Below are 19,124 nucleotides of genomic sequence, written 5' to 3'. Positions count from 1 at the left end.
ATGGGCTGAGTTTAGTTAGGAAGCCTTGCGGAGCACAATGCTTTCAAGTACCTCCAAGCGGTGCAGCATATCGGCCTGGGTGGCTTGGTTGGCTTCTACCCGGGCCAGCCGCTGGTCAATCTGCTGCACATCGGTGCGCAGCCCGGCCACTTCTTCCTTGACACTAGTTACTTCCTGCTTCACGCCAGCTACCTCTTGTTTGACGCCGTCAATCTTCTTTTCCATGCGGGAAAAACCATCCGATGTAGCCTCGGCGAAACGGTTGAAGATGGCTTCAAATCGGTTGCCTAAGTCATCGATATTGCGCTTATTTTCCTCGGTCTGCCGGTCCACGGCGCGCAAGACGTCGCCCATGAGGGCCAGTAGGTCGGTGTAATCGGCAGCCATAGAGCAGTGTACGAAAGAGAAACCGGGTTCAGCCTCCAAAAGTAACCAGAAAACCCCGAAAGGCCGCAGGTGCGTACCTTCGCGGCTTCCTTGCTACCCTCACCTGTGCCCGTGTCCGCTGCTCGTCCGCTTCGCCTGCTTGTTATTACGTATTACTGGCCGCCTTCAGGCGGGGCCGGCGTGCAGCGCAGCCTCAAATTTGTGAAGCATTTGCCCCAGTTTGGGGTAGAACCCACCGTGCTTACCGTGGATGCCAGCCAGGGCGCCTACCCCGTCCTCGACCACTCGCTGGCCGCCGATGTGCCGCCCCAGGTGCGGGTAATCCGGACCGATACGTTTGAGCCCTTCGACAGCTACAAAAAGCTCACGGGCCGCCAGCAGGTGCCCTACGGGGGCTTTGTGGGCGAAAGCAAAACCAGCCTCGTGCAGCAGCTGTTCAAATTTGTGCGGGGCAACCTGTTCATTCCCGATGCCCGCCGGGGCTGGAACCGCTACGTGCTCCAAACCGTAGCCGACCTGCTGGCCGCCGGCGAGCAGTTTGACGCCGTCCTGACCAGCTCGCCCCGCACTCTACCCAACTCATTGGCCTGGAGTTGAGGCGCCGCTACGGCCTGCGCTGGCTGGCCGACCTGCGCGACCCATGGACCGACATTTACTACTATAAGGAGCTCAACCACCTGCCCCCGGCCCGCTGGCTTGATGCTCGCTACGAGCGGCAGGTACTGGAACAGGCTGATGCCGTGCTGGTTACCAGCCCCAGCACCAAGCGCCTGTTCCAGCATAAATCAGCCCGCATTGCGCCCGAAAAGATTCAGGTGCTACCCAATGGCTACGACGAGGCCGATTTCCGCCAGCCCAGCACGCCACCCCAGGATGCGCTGCTCATCACCCATACCGGCACGATTTCGGAAACCTACCACATTGAGCAGCTGCTGGCAGCTGGCGCCGAGTGCGCCCGCCGCTACCCCCAGGTACCGCTGCGCCTGCGCTTCGTGGGCAAAGTATCGAATGGACTGCGGCAGCAGGTGGTGGCCGCGGGCCTCAGGGAACAGACAGAGTTTATTCCGTTTGTGCCCCACGATGAATCGGTGGGCTATTTATTGCGCAGTACGGTGCTGCTGATGGCTATTCCGGATGTGGCGAATAACCGGGGCATTTTACCCGGCAAAGTTTTCGAGTACCTGGCCGCGCGCAAGCCCATCCTGTGCGTGGGCCCCAGCGGCTCCGATGCCGACACTCTGCTCCAGGAATGCGGCGCGGGCCCGGCCCTGCCCTACACGGATTACGCGGCCATGCTAGCGCGGCTGGAAACCCTGGCCGCCCAGTGGCAGCGCAACCCCAACCTCGACCTTGCGGGCACTGGTTACACCCGTTATTCCCGCCGGGCCCTAACGGAGCAGTTGGCTAAGGTCGTAGCCGCGAAATAGCGGGTACGCTGGTCTATCATGACGTCGCGCTGCTTGCTATGATGGTATTATTTAAACAGCCCGCGCAGCTTGCCAGGCACTAGGCTTGCGGCCCGGGCTTTCAGGTCGGTCCAGGAGGAATGGGCTAGGTGCTGGCCGCGCCACTCGCCAATGGCCGTGGCGAGGCGCTGGGCCAGGGTACGGTAGTGCTGGCGGTGGTAGTGGCGCAGGTTGTTGGTTACGTCAGCGGGGGTTCGGATGAAGTCGCGTACGTCTAGTACGTAGCAGTTAGGCGCAGCGGCGGCAAACGCAGCCAGCGCCCGGTTCAGTACGATGTGGCGCTCAGCGGCTCCGGTTTCACTGGAGCTAGGCACATCAATTTCAGCACCGTTAAGAAAGAAAATAGGCACTTGCGCGGGCACCTGGGCCCGTAGCCACTGCAGGTTTTCGGTGAACTGAGCCGGCGTAATCTGGCCTACTAGCTCGAATTCCTGCTGAAATTGGCGCAAAAAATCCTCACTCATACCCTGAAACCGGCGCTGCGTGTACTTCGCAGCCTGTGCCGCGGGCTCCACCGCAGTCAGGTTCTGGTAGCCGCCGAAGGGAATGGCGCGGCCGGTGACCTTTTCACGGTACAGCTCCTGGGTGTAGTCCATCAGGGGGCTGTACACCAGCACATCGTAGCTGGCCTGCCACAGTTGGGTTTCGAAGGATTCCCGGCCGAGGAAGGGTAGCGCGGCGGCCAGGCGCTGCTGCTCCGCTGCCGGCCACTCGCGCCCAGCCCGCAGCAGGGCCGTATGCTCCAGATGCACTGGAATCTGGTTTTCATTATTGTAGTTGAACTCCTCTACCACGTCCAGCTCGAAAGCCTGCAGAAATGGCGTCAGCTGGCCCAGGTCGCAGCCTCCTTTGAGCAGCACCCGCAGCCGAGCCTCGGCGGGCGCCGTGACATCTACTCCCGAGCTGGCTGCTACCTTCGGCGCATTAGTAGGGTCTACTATGGTAATCCAGTCGGGACTTTCCGTGGTATTCAGGTGGGTGGCTACTTCGCCCTGCACTTCCAGGGCCGGAAAGCCCAAGTAGGCGTAGGTAAATTGCTCCACGCCCAGATGCAGGATGCGGCAGGAAAACACGAGTTGCTCCAACTGCTCCGTCTCGGTATTGAGGCAATAGACGCCTACTAGCCCGTAGTCCCCGAATCGGTCGTGCACGCGCACGGTGCCCCAGCGGCGGGCTGGATCTTCCAGACTAGCCTGCACCTCTTCTTTCCTGACGCGACGCTTGGTGAAATTCAGCTGATTGGAGCGGTTGATGAGCTCCTCTATCCGGTCCAGATCGGGCAGTATGGCCTCACCCTCGCGAAACTCGATGCGCACTTGTGCGTCGTGCAGGAAGGCCAGGTTGTCGTTGTACTGGGTGCGGGCCTGTTGCTGGCGCTCCAGCAGCTTGTACTGCTCCAGACGCGAAAACGTGGGGTCGGGCTTGCCAGTGGCCCGCAGCTGGGGGATAGTGCGGGCAGGTCGGTGGGGTCGGCTACCTGCAATTCGGGGTTGTAGTACTGAGCCTCGGCCCGGTTCATGGAGTTATCGTCCAGGAACAGAGCGTTGGGCGCGCGTAGCTGCATCTGCTCCAGCAACTGCTTAATAATGGGGCCCTTGGGCTGCCAGCTAATTTGCGGAAACACGAACAGCTCGCGAATGCCGAGCTCCACGAGCTTGGCCTCGGCGGGAGCAAAATCATTTTTGGAAACAATGGTGTGCACAATGCCGCGCGCGGCCGTGTCGCGCACTAACTGTACGTTCTCCTCTAGCGCCTCTACCGCGCCTTCCGAGAGCGTGCCCTTCCAGAAGGTATCATCCAAATCCCAGATGATAACTTTTACGGGGTGGGGTAAGACGGGGGAAGAAGCAGGAGAAGGAGGCGTCATGCTGAGCGAAATGAAGCATCTCTCCCGCTTCGGTGAATTATTGCTGCAACGAAGCGGGAGAGATGCTTCAACTTCGCAGACGTCAGATCAAGCAGGACAGGAAGCGCCCTTTCCGTCCGAACTACAAAAGTACGCAAGCTCCGGGCGGAATGTCTACTTTTGCCCTCCTTACCCCGGAGGTCAGGTTCAGGTGACGTTTCACCTCTGCTCCTTCTCACCTCATTACTTCCAATGGCCCTCGACCTCAATCATAAATCCATTCTGGTAACCGGCGGCACCGGTTCGTTCGGTAAGCAGTTCGTGCAGACGGTGTTCGAGAAATACCCCAGGTAAAGCGCCTGGTGGTGTATTCCCGCGACGAGCTGAAGCAGTTCGAGATGTCGCAGATTTTCCCCCACTCGCAGTACCCGGCCATTCGCTACTTCATTGGCGACGTGCGCGATGCGGAGCGCATGAAGCGGGCCTGCGAGGGCATCGACATTATTGTGCACGCCGCGGCCCTCAAGCAAGTGCCCGCCGCCGAGTACAACCCGATGGAGTGTATCAAAACCAACATCTTCGGGCCGAAAATGTGATTAACGCCGCCCTGGACTGCGGGGTGAAGGACGTGGTAGCCCTGAGCACCGACAAAGCCGCCGCGCCCATCAACCTCTACGGCGCCACCAAGCTCTGCTCCGACAAGCTGTTTGTGGCCGCTAACAACATGAAGGGCTCCCGCGACTTGCGTTTCTCGGTAGTACGCTACGGCAACGTAATCGGCTCCCGCGGCTCGGTGGTGCCGTTTTTCCTGCAGCGCCGCCACACCGGCGTACTACCCATCACCCACCCCGACATGACCCGCTTCAACATCTCCCTGGAGGAAGGCGTGGACCTGGTACTTTATGCCCTGGAGCACAGCTGGGGCGGGGAGATTTTTGTGCCCAAGATTCCGAGTTACAAAATCACGGAGGTAGCCAAAGCCATTGGTCCCGACTGCCGCCAGGAAATTGTGGGCATCCGGCCCGGCGAGAAGCTGCACGAGGAAATGATTACCGAAACCGACGCCCTGAGCACCGTGGAGCTGGATAAGTACTACGTTATCCTGCCCTTTACCCGCGCTGGGACGTCGACGACTTCATCAAGCACTTCGGGGGCCGCCGCGTGGAGCCCGGCTTCCATTACGACTCCAGCAACAACACCGAGTGGATGGACGCCGAGCAGATTCGGGAGGAAATCCGCCTGCACGTGGACGCGGGATTTGCGGTGTAGTATCGTCGCTTTAGCAAAACTGAAGGCCGTTTTCTGAGGAGAGCGGCCTTTTTTGCTTTCCGAGTTGTTCTGGCACCAGCTACCTTTGAATCTACTATGCCAGCTACCCCTTCGTTCCTACCCGCCCCATTGCCTACGGCCGCCAGCAAATCACCCCCGAAGACGTGCAGGCCGTCACGGAAACACTCTACTCCGACTACCTCACCCAGGGCCCCAAAGTGGCGGAGTTTGAGGAGAAGTTTGCCGCCTACGTGGGCGCGAAGTACGCGGTAGCGGTAGCCAACGGCACGGCGGCTCTGCACCTGTGTGCCCTAGCCCTGGGCGTGCAGTCGGGCCAGCGCGTGATTACTACCCCCATTACCTTCTCGGCCTCGGCCAATTGCGTGCGCTACTGCGGCGGTGAGGTGCATTTTGCTGATATCGACCCGGCTACCGCTCTGCTTGACTTGAAAGCCGTGCGCCGTCTGTTGGAAAGTCACCCCAAGGGCCATTTCCACGGCCTGATTCCGGTTGATTTTGCGGGCCTGCCGGTGAATCTGGAGGAAGCGCGTCAGCTTTGTGAGGAATTTGGCTTGTGGATGATTGAGGATGCCTGCCACGCGCCGGGCGGCTTTTTTACGGACAGCCAGGGTCAGGAGCAGCGCTGCGGCAACGGGCAATTTGCTGACCTGGCCATTTTTAGCTTCCACCCCGTCAAGCACATTGCTACTGGCGAGGGCGGCATGATTACCACCAACCGCCCCGACCTCTACGAGCACCTGCTGCGCCTGCGCACCCACGGCATCACGAAGGAGCCCGCGCAGATGAGTCGCAACGAGGGCGGCTGGTACATGGAAATGCAGGAACTAGGCTACAACTACCGCCTGCCCGACATGCTCTGCGCCCTGGGCATCAGCCAGCTCACCCGCGCCAACGAAGGCCTGGCCCGCCGCCGCGCGCTGGCCGCCCGCTACGATGCCGCTTTTGCCGAAATGCCCGGCGTACAGCCCCTGCTGCCCGCCGCCGGCCATGCCTACCACCTCTACGTTATTCAGGTAGCCGACCGCAAAGGGCTATACGATTTCCTGCGCACCCGCCAGATTTTCGCCCAGGTCCATTATATCCCGGTGCACACCATGCCCTACTACCAGCAGTTCGGCTGGCAACCCGGCGACTTTCCCCTAGCCGAAACCTATTACGCCCACTGCCTCAGCATCCCGCTGTTTCCCAGCCTCACCGATGAAGAGCAGTTGTATGTACTTGACTGCATCCGGGAGTTTGTGGGGTAGCGACGTAACCTTCCCTGTCTCACCTTTCACCTATTCCTCCCTTGACCAAAGTCGGCATTATCTCCCAGGCCCGCATGACCAGCACCCGCCTGCCGGGCAAGGTGCTACACCACGCCGCCGGCCGGCCCTTGCTGGACTACCACGTCGAGCGGCTGCGCCAGAGCCAGCAGCCGCTTTACTTAGCCATTACCGCCAATGCCACTGATGATGCCCTGGCGGCCTACGCTCAGCAGCACGCCCTACCCTGCACCCGCGGCTCCGAAGACGACGTGCTGGCCCGCTTCCTGCAGTGCGCGCAGGAGCACGATCTGGACGTTGTTGTGCGCGTAACCTCCGACTGCCCGCTGCTAGATGGGCAGTTGATTGGGCAAGCCGTAGAGCAGTATCGGGCGGCGAATAATCCGCGGCTTTACCTCTCTAATGTGCTGGAACGCACGTTTCCGCGGGGGTTTGACTTCGAGATTTTTTCCAGGGAGCTACTGGAGGAAGCCTTCCGAGCCGCTACCCTGCCCGCCGAACGGGAACACGTGACTCCCTACATTCATCAGAACCGCTCCGGCCGGGTGACGTTTAGCCATGTGCGCCGCCCTGAGGACCGCAGCACCTACCGCCTCACGGTTGACACACCCGATGATTTCGTGTTAATCAAAACATTGATTGAGGACTACCGGGCGGCGGAACTATCGGGAAATGAACTGATTGCTTTGCTGGACGCCCACCCCGAGCTGGTCGCGCTGAATGCCCACATCGAGCAGAAGAAAGTCTGACTAGGTCTTGCCCGCACGCCAGCTTCGGGTGAGTTTCTACCTTCGCGGCATGGAAACTTCAGCCCCTACCCATTCTGCTACCCGCCGTGCCGCGCCGCCTGCCCGCCTGATTCTGCGCGCCGATGGGAATTCCCGCATCGGGCTGGGGCATGTGATGCGGCTGCTAGCCCTGGCGGAAATTCTGCGGCCGGTTTTCGCGGAGCAGATTTTTCTGATTCGGGAGCCCGGCCCAGCCCTGGCTGAGCAGTTGCGGGCGGCTGGGCTGCAGGTGCGGGAGCTTCCCGGCCAGCCCCTGCCCGAAGAAGCCGCCTGGCTGGTGCGCCAGGAACTGCGCCCGACTGATGTACTGGTGCTGGATGGCTACGATTTCCGCTACGACTACCAGAACACGGTGCGCGGTGCCGTCGCCCGCCTGGTGTATCTGGATGACCTGCACGCCTTTCCGTTAGCAGCTGACCTGATTCTGAACCCGGCCGGGGCCTGACGCTGCAGCAGTACGAGCTGCGCCAGCCGGGCGGCCGCCTGCTCAGTGGGCCGGCATTTGCTCCCTTGCGGGAAGCGTTTCGGGCTAGCCCAAGCCCTACGTCGGGCGCTGCCCTGCCCGATACCGTGCTGGTGTGCTTGGGCGGAGCCGATCCAACCCACCAAACCCAGCGCATAACCGCGGAGCTGCTGGCCCTGCCTTCGGTGCGGCTGGTGCACGCGGTGGTGGGCGGGGCCTACCTGGGCTGGACCGGCCTGAGTGCCTGGGCCGAGGACCAACCCCGGCTCCAACTGCACCGCAACTTGTCGGGCCCGGAGCTGGCGGCCCTGATGCGGCAATGCGGCGCGGCCGTGTGTTCGGCTAGCACCGTCAGCTACGAGTACGCCGCGGCCGGGGGCGGGCTGCTATTTGTGCTGGCCACGGTTGATAATCAGCGGGATATTGACTTCTACCTGCGCAGTGCCGGCCTGGCCCTACCCTACACCTCAGCCGCCAACGTGCTGACCTCGCCGGAGGCTGAGCGCCTGACCAGCCGCCTGCGCCAGCAGCAACAGCGGGTTTTCGATGGCTTGGCTCCCGCCCGGCTGCGCCAGGAGTTTCGGGCCCTGCCCTTGCCGACGGCCCCCTTTCACCTGCGCCTCGTTACGGCCGCCGATTCTGAGCAGCTGCTAACCTGGACCAACGAGCCGACGGTCCGGCAGTTTTCATTCAACCCCACTCCCGTTGCCCGGCCCGACCATGAGCAGTGGCTGAACGCTCGGTTGCAGGACCCCAACGCCCTGTTGCTACTGGCCCAGGATGCGGCTACGGGGCGGCCGGCTGGTCTGATTCGGTTTGCGGTTACGGAGGGCGAGCAAGAGGCTACGCTAAGCTATTTGCTGGATGCTGGTTTCCGGGGCCGAGGCTTGGCGCCGCTGCTGCTGCTGGCGGGCACTCGCCGCCTGCTGGCGCAGTTTCCGGCAGTGCGCCACGTGGTAGGCCACGTCCAACCGGCCAATGTCGCCTCGGTGCACGCATTTGAACGGGCCGGGTTTTACCGGCGGCCAGCCCCAGCCGATGATGCCTCGCTTACCTACGTCTGGTACGGGGTTGGTGCGGCCTAGCAGCGGCGGCGACGAATCCATCCGCACCTTGTATTTTTACGCATGCAGATTTCCCTTGGCTCCCGTCTCATTGGCCCCGATCAGCCGCCGCTTATTATTGCCGAACTCAGCGGCAACCACAACCAGGACCTGAACCGCGGCCTTGCTATTGTAGACGCCATGGCCGCGGCCGGTGCCCACGCCATCAAGCTCCAGACCTATACCGCCGATACCATGACGCTGCCCGGCACCTACCGCATCGACGACCCTAACTCCCTGTGGTACGGCCGGGAGCTGCACGAGCTCTACCAAGAAGCCCACACGCCCTGGGAGTGGCACAAGCCTCTGTTTGACAGGGCCCGGCAGCACGGGATGCTGGCTTTCAGCTCGCCCTTCGACGAAACTGCCGTGGATTTTCTGGAAACCCTGGACGTGCCGGCATATAAAATTGCCTCCTTCGAGAATACCGACTGGCCGTTGCTCCGCCGGGTAGCAGCCACGAGCAAACCCGTGATTATGAGCACCGGAGCTAGTCAGCTGGCCGAGGTAGCGGAGGCCGTACAGGTGCTGCGCGAGGCTGGTTGCCGCGAGCTAGTGCTGCTGAAGTGCACAAGCACCTACCCCGCCACGCCCCAGAACACCAACCTGCGCACCTTGCCCCACTTCCAGCAGCTTTTCCCCGATGCGCTGGTGGGCCTCTCCGACCACACCATGGGGGTAGGCGCGGCCGTGGCCGCCGTGGCCCTGGGCGCGTGCGTGGTGGAAAAGCACGTGACCCTGCGCCGCGCCGATGGCGGTGTAGACTCCGCTTTTTCCCTGGAGCCGGAAGAAGTGGCCCAATTAGTTACCGAAACGGAACGCGCTTGGCAGGCCCTGGGCCAGGTGCAGTACGGCGTGCAGCGGGCCGAGGAGAAAAGCCGCCTCTACAAACGCTCCTTGTATGTAGCCCAGGATATTGCCAGCGGTGAGGTGTTCACCAAGGACAACCTGCGGGTGGTGCGGCCCGGCGACGGGTTGCCTCCGCGCTACTACGATCAGCTCTTGGGCAAGCCGGCCCGTCAAAACCTGAGCGCCGGCACCCCGCTCACCTGGGATGCCCTGTAATATTCCATAACGCAAGCTTTCTGATGGCGCGCTGCTCCCGGGTGGCGCGCTATTTTTGTGCATCATGCCCGATTCTGCCACTGCCCGCCTGCGCGACATTTTGCAACTGCGTTTCACCGACCTGTTTGCGTCCCTGCCGCCGCATATGCTAGCGACTATTTCCCCAGCCAGCCCCTGGAAGCGCCTGGCGAAGGTGCTGGGGTACGCCGGCCTGCGGCTGGTAGGCAACCTGTTTCGGCCGGTGCGCAACCCGGAGCAATTGCGCGGCGCCGTGTGGCTGTACGTGGTCAGCCAGAACAACTATGACTCGCTGCATTTCCTGCGGGAGGCCTTGCCGGGAGCGTGCTGGTGGCGGGTCAGAGCAAGCAGATTGGACGCTACAACAAGGCAGTAAACCGCTTATCGTTGCGGCGGAAACTGCTGTATTACGGTCAATTTCCGGGGGTGTACTACGGGTTGAAGCGCACGGAAGGCCCGCGGGCGTGGCGCTTTTTCGACCTGATTTTCAACGCCATTGGGTACTACGAGGTGTACGTGCGGGCCCTGCGCCATTACCGCCCCCGCGCCATCGTCTTTGCCAACGACCACAACGACGACGCCCGGGCCCTACTGCTGGCGGCCCGCGCTTGCGGCGTGCCCACGGCCTACGTGCAGCATGCCAGCGTGAGCACCAACTTCCCGCCGTTGGGTTTTGATTTTAGCCTATTGGAAGGCCAGGATGCGTTGGATAAATACCGGCAGTGCGGTCCGGTTTATGGGCGCACCGAACTAGTGGGCATGCCCAAGGCTGATGCGTTTCTGGCGCGTAAAAACCAGAACCCCACCGTGCAGCGGGTAGCTATAGCCATCAACACCCTCGATGACGCGGAAGCAGTAGCGGCGGCGGTTGACCACCTGCTGCGCGAATTTTCGGGTCTCATCTTCACCTTGCGCCCCCACCCCGGCGACACGCGCGACTTTTCCTTTCTGCGCCGTCAGTATCCGCAGCTCCATTTTTCCGATGCCCGCCAGCAAACCGTATTCGAGTTTCTGGCCGAACACGACGCTCTAATTGCCGCCGACACGAGTACTCACCTGGAGGCTACCCTGCTCAACTTGGCCAGTATCTACTTCCGCTTTGGCACCCACGGCGTGGCCGAGGATTATTACGGCTATGTCGCCCACGGCCTCGTGGAGCGCGCCCACACCCTACCTGAACTGTCGGCCGCGTTACGCCGCTACCAGCAGCACAAACCCGCTGATTTGTACCACCGGGCGGCCTACTACAACGCTACCCTCGGCACGCCCGACGAAGGTCATAGCCAGCAGCGGGCCGCACGGTTGCTTTCCGAGTGGCTGGGCAAAGCGGCCCCTACCCCAACTGTCACCACGTAACGCGGCGGCTAGAGGAGAAAGAATAGAGTTGCGCCATCTGGCTTACTTTGCAGCTATGCTGCCTCCCCCGCTTCCCGCAGTGGCTCCCGTTGCCGCAGAAACCCGCATTGCCTACGTGCTTCGGCATTTTCAACTGGCATATGAAGCCGTGCCGCTAGTTTCTATCGGTTACGCTGACACGCAGCCGCACATTGAAATAGCGGAAGCCGCCGGGAGCTTTTTCGAGCAGCAACAGCCCTACCCCTCGGAGCCTACTTGGCGGGAGTGGCAGGGTCAGCGAATTCCCGTTTTCTTTGATTCTGAGCCGCAGAAACCACTTCTGGAGCTGCTTTCTGACGGCCACGCGCTTATTCACGCCGACATCCTTTCGGGAGCTTTCTACCTGCTCAGCGGCTGGCAGGAGTTTTTTTCGGAGGAACGGGACCAGCACGGCCGTTTCCCCTACGCCGCCAGCGTGCAGCACCGTTTTGGCTTCGTGACCATGCCGGTGGTAAACTACTATTTCGACGTGCTGAAAACAGCCGTGGAGCACGTTTCAGGTAAACCCCTACGGCCCCGCTGCTGGCCCAACGGCGCCACTTGGGCCGCCTTCATCACCCACGACATTGACAACCTGCAGAGCGCCTGGAAAGCGCCCGCCAAAGCTGCTCTGCGCCAAGGCCAGCTCTTAAGTTTCGGGCGCCAGCTGTGGCGACATTTCACTACCCCGACGCCTGGGACAACCTTCAACAGGTGCAGGAAACGGTGGCCAGCTACGGGCCAAAAGCACGTTCTTCTTCCTGCCCGAACATCGTCCTGGCACCGACGGCACACCCAACTCCGATTACAAGTTGCTGAAGGTATGGCCCCAGGCAGCAGCAGCCATTGGCAATTCTGAAATTGGGCTGCACGGCAGCATAGGTCGTACAATACGAGGTGGGCTCCGGAAAGAGGAAGAACATTTATTGCAGCACGTACGGCAAGGGATAAAAGCCGACGGTATCCGGTTTCATTATTTGGGCTGGGAACCACGGATTACACCTGTAATCCTTGATACTCTGCGCTACAACTACGACTCGACCCTAGGCTTTGCCGAGCACTACGGCTTTCGAAATTCATATTGCCTGCCGTTCTACCCCTTCAACTTCGCCAGTGGCGAAGCCTGCCGCTTCCTGGAAATTCCGCTCAACGTGATGGACGCTACCCTCCACCATCCGCGCTACCTGCAGCTAACCCCGGAGGAAATTCTGCCAGCCCTGACGCCGATGCTGCAGGAAATTGAGCGGTTTGGTGGCGTATGCACGGTGCTTTGGCACAACGAGAACTTTGACCCGGCCAACGAAACCACGGGCCCCCGACAGTTCGCCGAAATCATGGAGTACCTTCGCAGCCGCAACGTGGCCTTCGTTAATGGCCAGGATGTCTGTGAGATGGTGCACTAGTGAAAAGGTGAGGTTGATGTTCAGATGGCGTCACTTGTGCGAATAGAACGTCAACCTCACCTTCTCACTAGTTTACCATCTTACCACCTTACCACCTCACTAGTTCACCACTTGGGTATCGTTCAGCGGCAGGGGCTGCGCAACACCATTATTTCCTACATCGGGCTGGCGCTAGGCTTTGTAAGCACGGCCCTGGTGCTGCCTAATTTTCTGGAGCCCCAGCAGTTGGGCGTGACGGCCACGCTAGCCTCGGTGGCCACGCTATACGCCCAGATTGCGGCCTTTGGCTTTGCCAGCGTGGGCATCCGGTTTTTTCCCTACTTCCGCCACCCGGAATCGGGCCACCGGGGTTTCTGCCGCTACTTGTGGGCGTGCCCTTGCTAGGATTTGCCGTAGTCACGGCCCTGTATTTCCTGGGAGAGCCCCTGCTCCTGCCCTGGTACGGCCGCGATGCGCCCCTGCTCGCGCCCTACTACGCCTGGGGCGCCGTGCTGGCCTTCTTCACCATGCTCTACTCGGTGCAGGACGCCTATTTGAAAGCGCTGTATCACACGGCCTTTTCCTCCTTCGTGCAGGATATTCTGCTGCGGGTTCTGATTGTGGCGGGCGCCTTTCTGTTTGGCTTGGGCTACCTCTCGTTTACGGGTTATGTGTTGTGGTTTGTGGGCGTGAACAGCGCCCTGGCCCTGCTGCTAACGGGTTACGTGGCGGCCATTGGGGAGCTGCACTGGCGACCTACGCGGCAGGTACTCGCGGTACGGCCCCTGCGCGAGATGCTGGGCATGGGCGCCTTTACCCTGCTCGGAAGCCTGTCGGGCAGTATTATCCTGTACATTGATACCTTGATGGTAGGCGCGCAGGTGAGCGTGGCGGCGGCGGGCATTTACGTGGTGGCCAGCAACATCAGCACGGCCCTGGCTATTCCGGCTCGCTCGCTCAACAAGATAGCCTTTCCCCTGTTGGCCGACTATTGGAAGCAGCAGGATCTGCCCCGCATGGCCGATTTCTACCGCCGCGCTACCCGCCTCAACACGCTGTTAGGCTGTTTTTTGTTTCTGGGTATCAGCCTGAACCTGGACTTTATCTACTCCCTGATGCGCAATGCCCGCTACGCCGAAGGCACGGTGGTGGTACTGCTATTACTGGGTAGCAAACTCTTCGACGGCATCACGGGCGTCAACGGCTTGATGGTGGTAACCTCTCCCCGCTACCGCTACGATCTGATTTTCAACGTGTCGCTGGCCGTGCTTACTATTCTGCTCAACGGATTACTGATTCCGCGCCTAGGCATGGTGGGGGCTGCGGTAGCTGCCTGTGTGGCTCAGGTAAGCATCAATGTGGCCCGTACCTGGTTTGTGTGGCACAGCTACCGCATGCAGCCGTTTACGTGGCGCATCCCGTTGATTCTGGGCATTGCGGCCGTTGCCGGGGTAGCTGGCTGGCTCATGCCCACGCTGGCTTCGCCACTACTCACTATGCTGTTGCGCTCCACCGTGCTAACCGTGGTCTACGCTGCCCTGATTTTGGCTACTAAATCTTCCCCCGAAGCCACTTTATTTTTAGAAAAGCTTCGGGCGCGTTTTTCATAAAATTAAAATTGTACAATCCGCATATAATTCTTAAAATTAAACTACGCTTAAACGGCAACTGCAGAGTTGTAGCTTTCTGTGCCTGGCTTATCTCAACGGCTGGTTTCAGCTAAAAAAGGTGCAGTTAATACAGCTAGCAAACAACCCCAGCAATTTTCAATATTTCCGCTAGGCACGCCCTCCCGTCTAGTCCTACCACTCTCGCTGTAGTGACCCGTCCGGGCTGGGGAAACGCTACTGCAGAAAAAATAAAATTTGGTAGTGTAAAATTCTGACCACTACTTTTGCCCTACCAATTCTTTACCCACAAAGGATTGTTTTTATACAGAGGCGCGGAGAGACAGGCTCGACGAAACGCCGGCAACCAGCGGACCATCCGAAACGGTGCCAACTCCTGACCATATAAAAACAACTAGCCGTGAACCGCTTGTCCAACTCCGCCGCCGCATCCGCCACCGCCTCTGCTCTACAGCATGGGTGTTGTGCCATGATGGGCATGCCGTGTTGTTGCTAAGCGCTTCCAACCTCCTTTCTTCTGGTTTGTGCGCCCCGTTACGCGGCTGACACGGCTCTTTCGTGTAGTCAGGTTTCGGCGCACGCCCACTTTTTCGCCCGGCTGTTTTCTAGCTAGTTGCTGCCCGTAGCGGCGCCGCTACCTTGTGCCAGGGCCTTTGTTTGGCTGAAATCCGCGCCTACGACGTCGGTTTCCCTTCCTTTCTTCTGATATGTCCGCAGCAACTGCTGCGCCGGCCGTCCACGCGTTGCTGGACGACCTGCGCCCCCGGCTAATCCAGGCTTCGGCCTTGGAGCGGCTGCGCCTCGTGGCGGAGTACTTCCCGAGCAAGCCGTTTTCTCGACCTCCTTCGGTCTGGAAGACCAACTCATCAGCCACCTGATTTTCGCCCACGAGTTGCCCATTCAGGTGTTCACCCTCGACACGGGTCGCAATTTTCAGGAAACTTACGCTACCTGGAATAAGACCTTGCTGAAGTACGGCCAGCCCATTGCGGTGTACTACCCCCAGCGGGAAAGTGTGGAGCAGCTCATGCTGGCGAAAGGCCCGAACAGCTTCTACGAAAGCGTGGATAACCGCAAGGAATGCTGCTTTATCCGCAAGGTGGAACCCCTGAATCGGGCCCTGGCTGGCAAAGCCGCCTGGGTTACGGGCATCCGCGCCGAGCAGTCGCAGAACCGCCAAACCATGGACCCGGTGGAATGGGACGCGGCCCACAACCTGGTGAAGATTCACCCCTTGTTCGACTGGACCTGGGACCAAGCCGTGGCCTTCACCAAGGAACACAACGTGCCGGTGAATACGCTGCACCAACAGGGCTTCGTGAGCATTGGATGCGCCCCGTGCACCCGCGCCATCCGGCCGGGCGAGGACTTCCGCGCTGGCCGCTGGTGGTGGGAAGACCTCTCCGCTAAAGAGTGTGGCCTGCACGCCACCGCCCACCACAACGGCCCCGACCCGGTGGTAGAGCCCGTGTGACCCCACCCCAACCCCTCCTCGGTGGGGAGGGGCTTATGCTAGTACCACAACGACTTTGACTGGTAGCGTTGCCAAACCAAAGTAACCTAAGCCCCTCCCCACCGGGGAGGGGTTGGGGTGGGGTCACACGACACCTTTCGGCGCTAAGAACTGACATCCAGAACTACATGAGTACTTCCTCTTTTGATTACCTCGACCGGCTCGAAGCCGAAGCCATCCACATCCTGCGGGAAGTAGCCGGCCAATTTGAGCGCCCAGCCCTGCTGTTCTCGGGTGGCAAAGACTCCATCGTGCTGACTCGTTTGGCCGAAAAAGCCTTTCGGCCCGGCCGCTTCCCCTTCCCACTGGTGCACGTAGATACCGGCCACAACTTCCCGGAAGTGCTGCAGTACCGCGACCAGCTGGCCGAGCAATTGGGTGAAAAGCTCATTGTGCGCCAGGTAGAAGACACCATCAAGCGGCAGCGCCTGCGCGAGCCGGGTGGCAAGTACCCCAGCCGTAACCCGCTGCAGACCTACACGCTGCTGGAGGTAATCGAGGAGTTTGAGTTTGACGCCTGCATTGGCGGGGCTCGCCGCGACGAGGAGAAGGCCCGCGCCAAGGAACGCATCTTCTCCGTCCGCGACGAGTTTGGCCAGTGGGACCCCAAGCGCCAGCGCCCCGAGCTCTGGAATGTGTACAACGGCCGTATTCAAAAAGGCGAAAATGTGCGCGTATTCCCAATTTCGAACTGGACGGAGCTGGACGTGTGGCGCTACATCCAGCGCGAAAACATTGCCCTGCCCGACATCTACTTCGGCCACGAGCGCCGCTGCGTGGTACTCCCCACCGGCCAATTGCTGGGCCTTTCCGAGCACCTGCGCCTTGATGAGGACGACGAAATCGTGACTCGGCAGGTGCGCTTCCGCACCGTGGGCGACTCTACCTGCACCGCCGCCGTGGAAAGCGACGCCAGCACCGTGGAAGACATCATCCAGGACCTGCTGCTAGCCAAAGTGAGCGAGCGGGGCGCCACCCGCCTCGACGACAACATCTCCGAAGCCGGCATGGAAGACCGCAAACGCAACGGGTATTTCTAGGTGGTGAACTAGTGAGATGGTGAAATGGTGAGCTTGATGTGCGGACGGCGCGACTGGCGCTAACGAACAAGCAAAACTCTTATCACCAACCCACTAGAACGACAACTCACCATTTCACCATCTCACTATTTCACCTCATGGACCTTCTCCGATTTATCACTTGCGGTAGCGTGGACGATGGCAAAAGCACGCTGATTGGCCGCTTGCTCTACGATTCCGAATCCGTGTCGCTGGACGTGCTGGCGGCGCTGGAAAAGCGCCAGGCATCCAACGGCACCGTGGATTTGGCTTTGCTGACGGATGGTTTGCGGGCCGAGCGCGAGCAGGGCATCACCATTGATGTGGCCTACAAATATTTCACTACCCCGCGCCGCAAGTTCATCATCACCGATGCGCCGGGCCACGTGCAGTACACCCGCAACATGGTAACCGGCGCCAGCAACGCCGACCTGGCCATTGTGCTGGTGGATGCCCGCCAGGGTGTCATTGAGCAAACCCGCCGCCACACGCTTATTGCCGCCCTGCTCGGCATTCGGCACTTTGTGCTGGCAGTGAATAAGATGGATTTAGTGGGCTACGACGAAGCCGTTTTCGCCCGAATTGCCACCGACTACGCCGAGCTGACCAACCACTTCAACCTGCCCGCGGCCACGGCTATTCCGCTCAGCGCCCTCAACGGCGACAACGTGGTGAAGCGCTCGGTGCACCTACCCTGGTACGCGGGCCCGAGCCTGCTGGAACACCTGGAAAACGTGCCCGGCGCTTCGGAAACGGCCGCTCCGGCCCGGTTCCAGGTGCAGTACGTCATCCGCCCCCAGACCGCCGAGCTGCCCGACTACCGCGGCTACGCCGGCCAGATCCAGAGCGGCCAGTACCGCCGCGGCGACCGGGTAAAGGTGCTGCCTTCGGGCCTGGAGTCGGAAATTGAAGCCATTGAAGTAAGTCAGCAGGAAGTAGAAACAGCCTCCGCGCCGCAGGCCGTGGTCCTCCGCCTGCGCGACGACGTGGACGTGAGCCGCGGCGACTCCATCGTGCCGCTGGCCGAGGCCCCTACCCTCACCCGCGAGCTGGAAGCCACCCTGTGCTGGATGAGCGAGCAGCCCCTGTGGCCCGGCCGCAAGTTGCTGGTGCAGCACCACTCGGCCCTGGTGAAGGCGGCCATTCCGGCCATCCTCTACAAGGTGAACGTGCACACCTTCGCCCGCAACGCCGCCGACTCTGCCCAACTCAACGACATCGTGCGGGTGCGGCTGAAAACGGCCCTGCCTTTGGCCGTGGATACCTACCTCGAAAACCGCGCCTCCGGCTCCTTCATCCTAGTCGATGAACTTACCGGCGATACCGTTGCCGCCGGCCTAGTGGAAGCGGCTAACTCGGAGTACTTCACCCTACCTATCGGCCCGCCGGTAGCTTTTTCGATCTAAGGTGACGCCAGCCGAACGTCAGGCTGACGCAGGAAGCATCTCGCTTGTTGAGGCCCGAACGATGTAGAGACGCGACACTTCGCGTCTCGGCGTCAGAACGACCAGGAACCGCATAGTATACACAACGTCAGCAACGACAAGACGCGAAGTGTCGCGTCTCTATATCGTTCGGGCCTTTCTTCTTGGCGGAGCCCAGGCGGCCCAAGCAAGCTACTCTGCTGACAACCATTCTCCTACCCCCATGCCCCTCACCAAACTACCTCGTCTTACGGTTCTCGGGGCCGGCCCTGGCGACCCGGAGCTACTCACGCTCAAGGGTGCGCGGGTGCTGGCCGAAGCCGACGTCATTCTCTACGATGCCCTGGCCAATCACGCCCTGCTCCAGCACGCCCGCCCCGAGGCCGTGGCGGTGCCGGTGGGCAAGCGCCGGGGCATGCGCAGCCACTCGCAGGACGAAATCAACGCCCTGATTGTGGAGTACGCCCACCGCTACGGGCACGTGGTGCGGCTAAAAGGCGGCGACCCGTTCGTGTTTGGGCGGGGGCGGGAGGAAATGCTGTACGCCGAGGCGCACGGGCTGGCCACCGACTACGTGCCCGGTATCAGCAGCGCCGTGGCGGCGGCGGGCAGCGTGGGCATTCCGGTGACGCATCGGGGCCTGAGCGAAGGATTCCGGGTAATTACAGCCACCACGGCCACCGGCGAGTTATCGGGCAGCGTGACGGAGGCGGCCCGTTCCCGGGCTACTACCGTGCTACTCATGGGCTTGGGCGAGCTGGAAAACATTGTAGATGTGTTCAGCCGGCATGGGCAGGCTGATACGCCGGCGGCCATCGTGCAGAACGGAACCCTACCCCACGCTCAGCTGGTAACGGGCCCGGTGGCGGAGCTGCCGGCCCTGGCCGCGGCAGCGGGTATTGGCGCCCCGGCCATTATCATCATTGGTGAGGTGACTCGCCTTGCCACTGCCGCCAGCCTGGCGGCCACGCTACCGCCCGCCGCTTTTGCGGTTACTATCCCCGCCTCCTACGCCAAGGTCGCCTGATTGACTTTCTGTTCAGCCTCGCGCTTT

General features: G+C 61.0%; 21 protein-coding genes, 1 pseudogene and 1 riboswitch. Of the genes and pseudogenes, 19 read left to right on the top strand and 3 right to left on the bottom strand.

Annotated elements, in window-relative coordinates:
* Positions 1 to 15 precede the first annotated feature (15 nt).
* The gene (locus MUN84_RS20600; protein WP_244695798.1) at positions 16 to 387 is read right to left on the bottom strand and encodes a hypothetical protein; all 372 of its coding nucleotides are present in this window, start codon (positions 385 to 387) and stop codon (positions 16 to 18) included.
* Between the two features lie 105 nt (positions 388 to 492).
* Between MUN84_RS20600 and MUN84_RS20595 the strand changes: the two genes are divergently transcribed.
* The gene (locus MUN84_RS20595; RefSeq protein ID WP_244695797.1) at positions 493 to 984 is read left to right on the top strand and encodes a hypothetical protein; all 492 of its coding nucleotides are present in this window, start codon (positions 493 to 495) and stop codon (positions 982 to 984) included.
* Positions 981 to 1,814: a glycosyltransferase gene (locus MUN84_RS20590; protein WP_244695796.1), complete on the top strand. Its 834-nt coding sequence runs from the start codon at positions 981 to 983 to the stop codon at positions 1,812 to 1,814. Before MUN84_RS20595 ends, MUN84_RS20590 begins: the two co-directional genes overlap by 4 nt.
* A 47-nt stretch (positions 1,815 to 1,861) precedes the next feature.
* On the opposite strand, the gene MUN84_RS20585 is transcribed toward MUN84_RS20590, so the two are convergent.
* Together MUN84_RS20585 and MUN84_RS20580 are read right to left on the bottom strand one after the other, a co-directional pair.
* The gene (locus MUN84_RS20585) at positions 1,862 to 3,169 is read right to left on the bottom strand and encodes a hypothetical protein (protein WP_244695795.1); all 1,308 of its coding nucleotides are present in this window, start codon (positions 3,167 to 3,169) and stop codon (positions 1,862 to 1,864) included.
* On the bottom strand, positions 3,115 to 3,720 hold the full coding sequence (locus MUN84_RS20580; protein ID WP_244695794.1) for a hypothetical protein: 606 nt from the start codon (positions 3,718 to 3,720) through the stop codon (positions 3,115 to 3,117). The genes MUN84_RS20585 and MUN84_RS20580 overlap by 55 nt, the downstream gene beginning before the upstream one ends.
* A gap of 231 nt (positions 3,721 to 3,951) precedes the next feature.
* On the opposite strand from MUN84_RS20580, the pseudogene pseB reads away from it, so the two are divergent.
* The 17 genes and pseudogenes from pseB to cobA all read left to right on the top strand — a co-directional run bounded on the left by pseB (position 3,952) and on the right by cobA (position 19,097).
* A pseudogene (gene pseB, locus MUN84_RS20575) lies at positions 3,952 to 4,968 on the top strand (UDP-N-acetylglucosamine 4,6-dehydratase (inverting)).
* Between the two features lie 89 nt (positions 4,969 to 5,057).
* A complete protein-coding gene (gene pseC / locus MUN84_RS20570) occupies positions 5,058 to 6,236 on the top strand; it encodes a UDP-4-amino-4,6-dideoxy-N-acetyl-beta-L-altrosamine transaminase (RefSeq protein WP_262920725.1) in 1,179 nt (392 codons plus the stop codon).
* Between the two features lie 41 nt (positions 6,237 to 6,277).
* The gene (locus tag MUN84_RS20565) at positions 6,278 to 7,003 is read left to right on the top strand and encodes a cytidylyltransferase domain-containing protein (RefSeq protein ID WP_244695792.1); all 726 of its coding nucleotides are present in this window, start codon (positions 6,278 to 6,280) and stop codon (positions 7,001 to 7,003) included.
* 49 nt (positions 7,004 to 7,052) lie between these two features.
* Entirely contained in the window at positions 7,053 to 7,487 is a 435-nt protein-coding gene (locus MUN84_RS20560) for a hypothetical protein (RefSeq protein ID WP_244695791.1), read from the top strand.
* 65 nt (positions 7,488 to 7,552) lie between these two features.
* Positions 7,553 to 8,590: a bifunctional UDP-2,4-diacetamido-2,4,6-trideoxy-beta-L-altropyranose hydrolase/GNAT family N-acetyltransferase gene (locus tag MUN84_RS20555; RefSeq protein WP_244695790.1), complete on the top strand. Its 1,038-nt coding sequence runs from the start codon at positions 7,553 to 7,555 to the stop codon at positions 8,588 to 8,590.
* Positions 8,591 to 8,632: 42 nt separating this feature from the next.
* A complete protein-coding gene (gene pseI / locus MUN84_RS20550) occupies positions 8,633 to 9,673 on the top strand; it encodes a pseudaminic acid synthase (RefSeq protein WP_244695789.1) in 1,041 nt (346 codons plus the stop codon).
* 64 nt (positions 9,674 to 9,737) lie between these two features.
* Positions 9,738 to 10,067 carry a hypothetical protein gene (locus MUN84_RS20545; protein ID WP_244695788.1) on the top strand — a complete coding sequence of 110 codons (330 nt, stop codon included), beginning with the start codon at positions 9,738 to 9,740 and terminating at the stop codon, positions 10,065 to 10,067.
* On the top strand, positions 10,016 to 11,047 hold the full coding sequence (locus tag MUN84_RS20540) for a hypothetical protein (protein WP_244695787.1): 1,032 nt from the start codon (positions 10,016 to 10,018) through the stop codon (positions 11,045 to 11,047). The genes MUN84_RS20545 and MUN84_RS20540 overlap by 52 nt, the downstream gene beginning before the upstream one ends.
* A gap of 55 nt (positions 11,048 to 11,102) precedes the next feature.
* On the top strand, positions 11,103 to 11,924 hold the full coding sequence (locus MUN84_RS20535; RefSeq protein WP_244695786.1) for a DUF7033 domain-containing protein: 822 nt from the start codon (positions 11,103 to 11,105) through the stop codon (positions 11,922 to 11,924).
* 118 nt (positions 11,925 to 12,042) lie between these two features.
* Positions 12,043 to 12,468 carry a hypothetical protein gene (locus tag MUN84_RS20530; protein ID WP_244695785.1) on the top strand — a complete coding sequence of 142 codons (426 nt, stop codon included), beginning with the start codon at positions 12,043 to 12,045 and terminating at the stop codon, positions 12,466 to 12,468.
* A 111-nt stretch (positions 12,469 to 12,579) separates the two neighbouring features.
* Positions 12,580 to 12,852, top strand: a complete 273-nt coding sequence (locus MUN84_RS20525) for a hypothetical protein (RefSeq protein ID WP_244695784.1) — start codon at positions 12,580 to 12,582, stop codon at positions 12,850 to 12,852.
* Positions 12,834 to 14,057, top strand: a complete 1,224-nt coding sequence (locus MUN84_RS20520) for a lipopolysaccharide biosynthesis protein (RefSeq protein WP_244695783.1) — start codon at positions 12,834 to 12,836, stop codon at positions 14,055 to 14,057. The genes MUN84_RS20525 and MUN84_RS20520 overlap by 19 nt, the downstream gene beginning before the upstream one ends.
* Positions 14,058 to 14,374: 317 nt before the next feature.
* Positions 14,375 to 14,466, top strand: a riboswitch (SAM riboswitch).
* Positions 14,467 to 14,782: 316 nt separating this feature from the next.
* Positions 14,783 to 14,953: a hypothetical protein gene (locus MUN84_RS24235; RefSeq protein ID WP_317239025.1), complete on the top strand. Its 171-nt coding sequence runs from the start codon at positions 14,783 to 14,785 to the stop codon at positions 14,951 to 14,953.
* Positions 14,926 to 15,549, top strand: coding sequence for a phosphoadenylyl-sulfate reductase (locus tag MUN84_RS20515; protein WP_317239235.1), 624 nt, complete (start codon positions 14,926 to 14,928; stop codon positions 15,547 to 15,549). Before MUN84_RS24235 ends, MUN84_RS20515 begins: the two co-directional genes overlap by 28 nt.
* A gap of 155 nt (positions 15,550 to 15,704) precedes the next feature.
* A complete protein-coding gene (gene cysD / locus MUN84_RS20510; protein ID WP_262920724.1) occupies positions 15,705 to 16,628 on the top strand; it encodes a sulfate adenylyltransferase subunit CysD in 924 nt (307 codons plus the stop codon).
* Between the two features lie 137 nt (positions 16,629 to 16,765).
* Positions 16,766 to 18,052: a sulfate adenylyltransferase subunit 1 gene (locus tag MUN84_RS20505; protein ID WP_244695781.1), complete on the top strand. Its 1,287-nt coding sequence runs from the start codon at positions 16,766 to 16,768 to the stop codon at positions 18,050 to 18,052.
* 241 nt (positions 18,053 to 18,293) lie between these two features.
* On the top strand, positions 18,294 to 19,097 hold the full coding sequence (gene cobA / locus MUN84_RS20500) for a uroporphyrinogen-III C-methyltransferase (RefSeq protein ID WP_244695780.1): 804 nt from the start codon (positions 18,294 to 18,296) through the stop codon (positions 19,095 to 19,097).
* The last annotated feature ends 27 nt before the right edge of the window (positions 19,098 to 19,124 follow it).

The sequence above is a fragment of the Hymenobacter sp. 5516J-16 genome (assembly GCF_022919335.1).
GTDB classification, from domain to species: domain Bacteria; phylum Bacteroidota; class Bacteroidia; order Cytophagales; family Hymenobacteraceae; genus Hymenobacter; species Hymenobacter sublimis.
This window is presented reverse-complemented; position numbering and strand designations above follow the sequence as displayed.

Coding starts and splice junctions, on each gene's coding strand:
- MUN84_RS20600 (WP_244695798.1), bottom strand. CDS start 387: ATGGCTGCCGATTACACCGACCTACTGGCCCTCATGGGCGACGTCTTG.
- MUN84_RS20560 (WP_244695791.1), top strand. CDS start 7,053: ATGGAAACTTCAGCCCCTACCCATTCTGCTACCCGCCGTGCCGCGCCG.
- cobA (WP_244695780.1), top strand. CDS start 18,294: ATGCCCCTCACCAAACTACCTCGTCTTACGGTTCTCGGGGCCGGCCCT.
- MUN84_RS20580 (WP_244695794.1), bottom strand. CDS start 3,720: ATGACGCCTCCTTCTCCTGCTTCTTCCCCCGTCTTACCCCACCCCGTA.
- MUN84_RS24235 (WP_317239025.1), top strand. CDS start 14,783: ATGTCCGCAGCAACTGCTGCGCCGGCCGTCCACGCGTTGCTGGACGAC.
- MUN84_RS20505 (WP_244695781.1), top strand. CDS start 16,766: ATGGACCTTCTCCGATTTATCACTTGCGGTAGCGTGGACGATGGCAAA.
- MUN84_RS20535 (WP_244695786.1), top strand. CDS start 11,103: ATGCTGCCTCCCCCGCTTCCCGCAGTGGCTCCCGTTGCCGCAGAAACC.
- MUN84_RS20545 (WP_244695788.1), top strand. CDS start 9,738: ATGCCCGATTCTGCCACTGCCCGCCTGCGCGACATTTTGCAACTGCGT.
- pseI (WP_244695789.1), top strand. CDS start 8,633: ATGCAGATTTCCCTTGGCTCCCGTCTCATTGGCCCCGATCAGCCGCCG.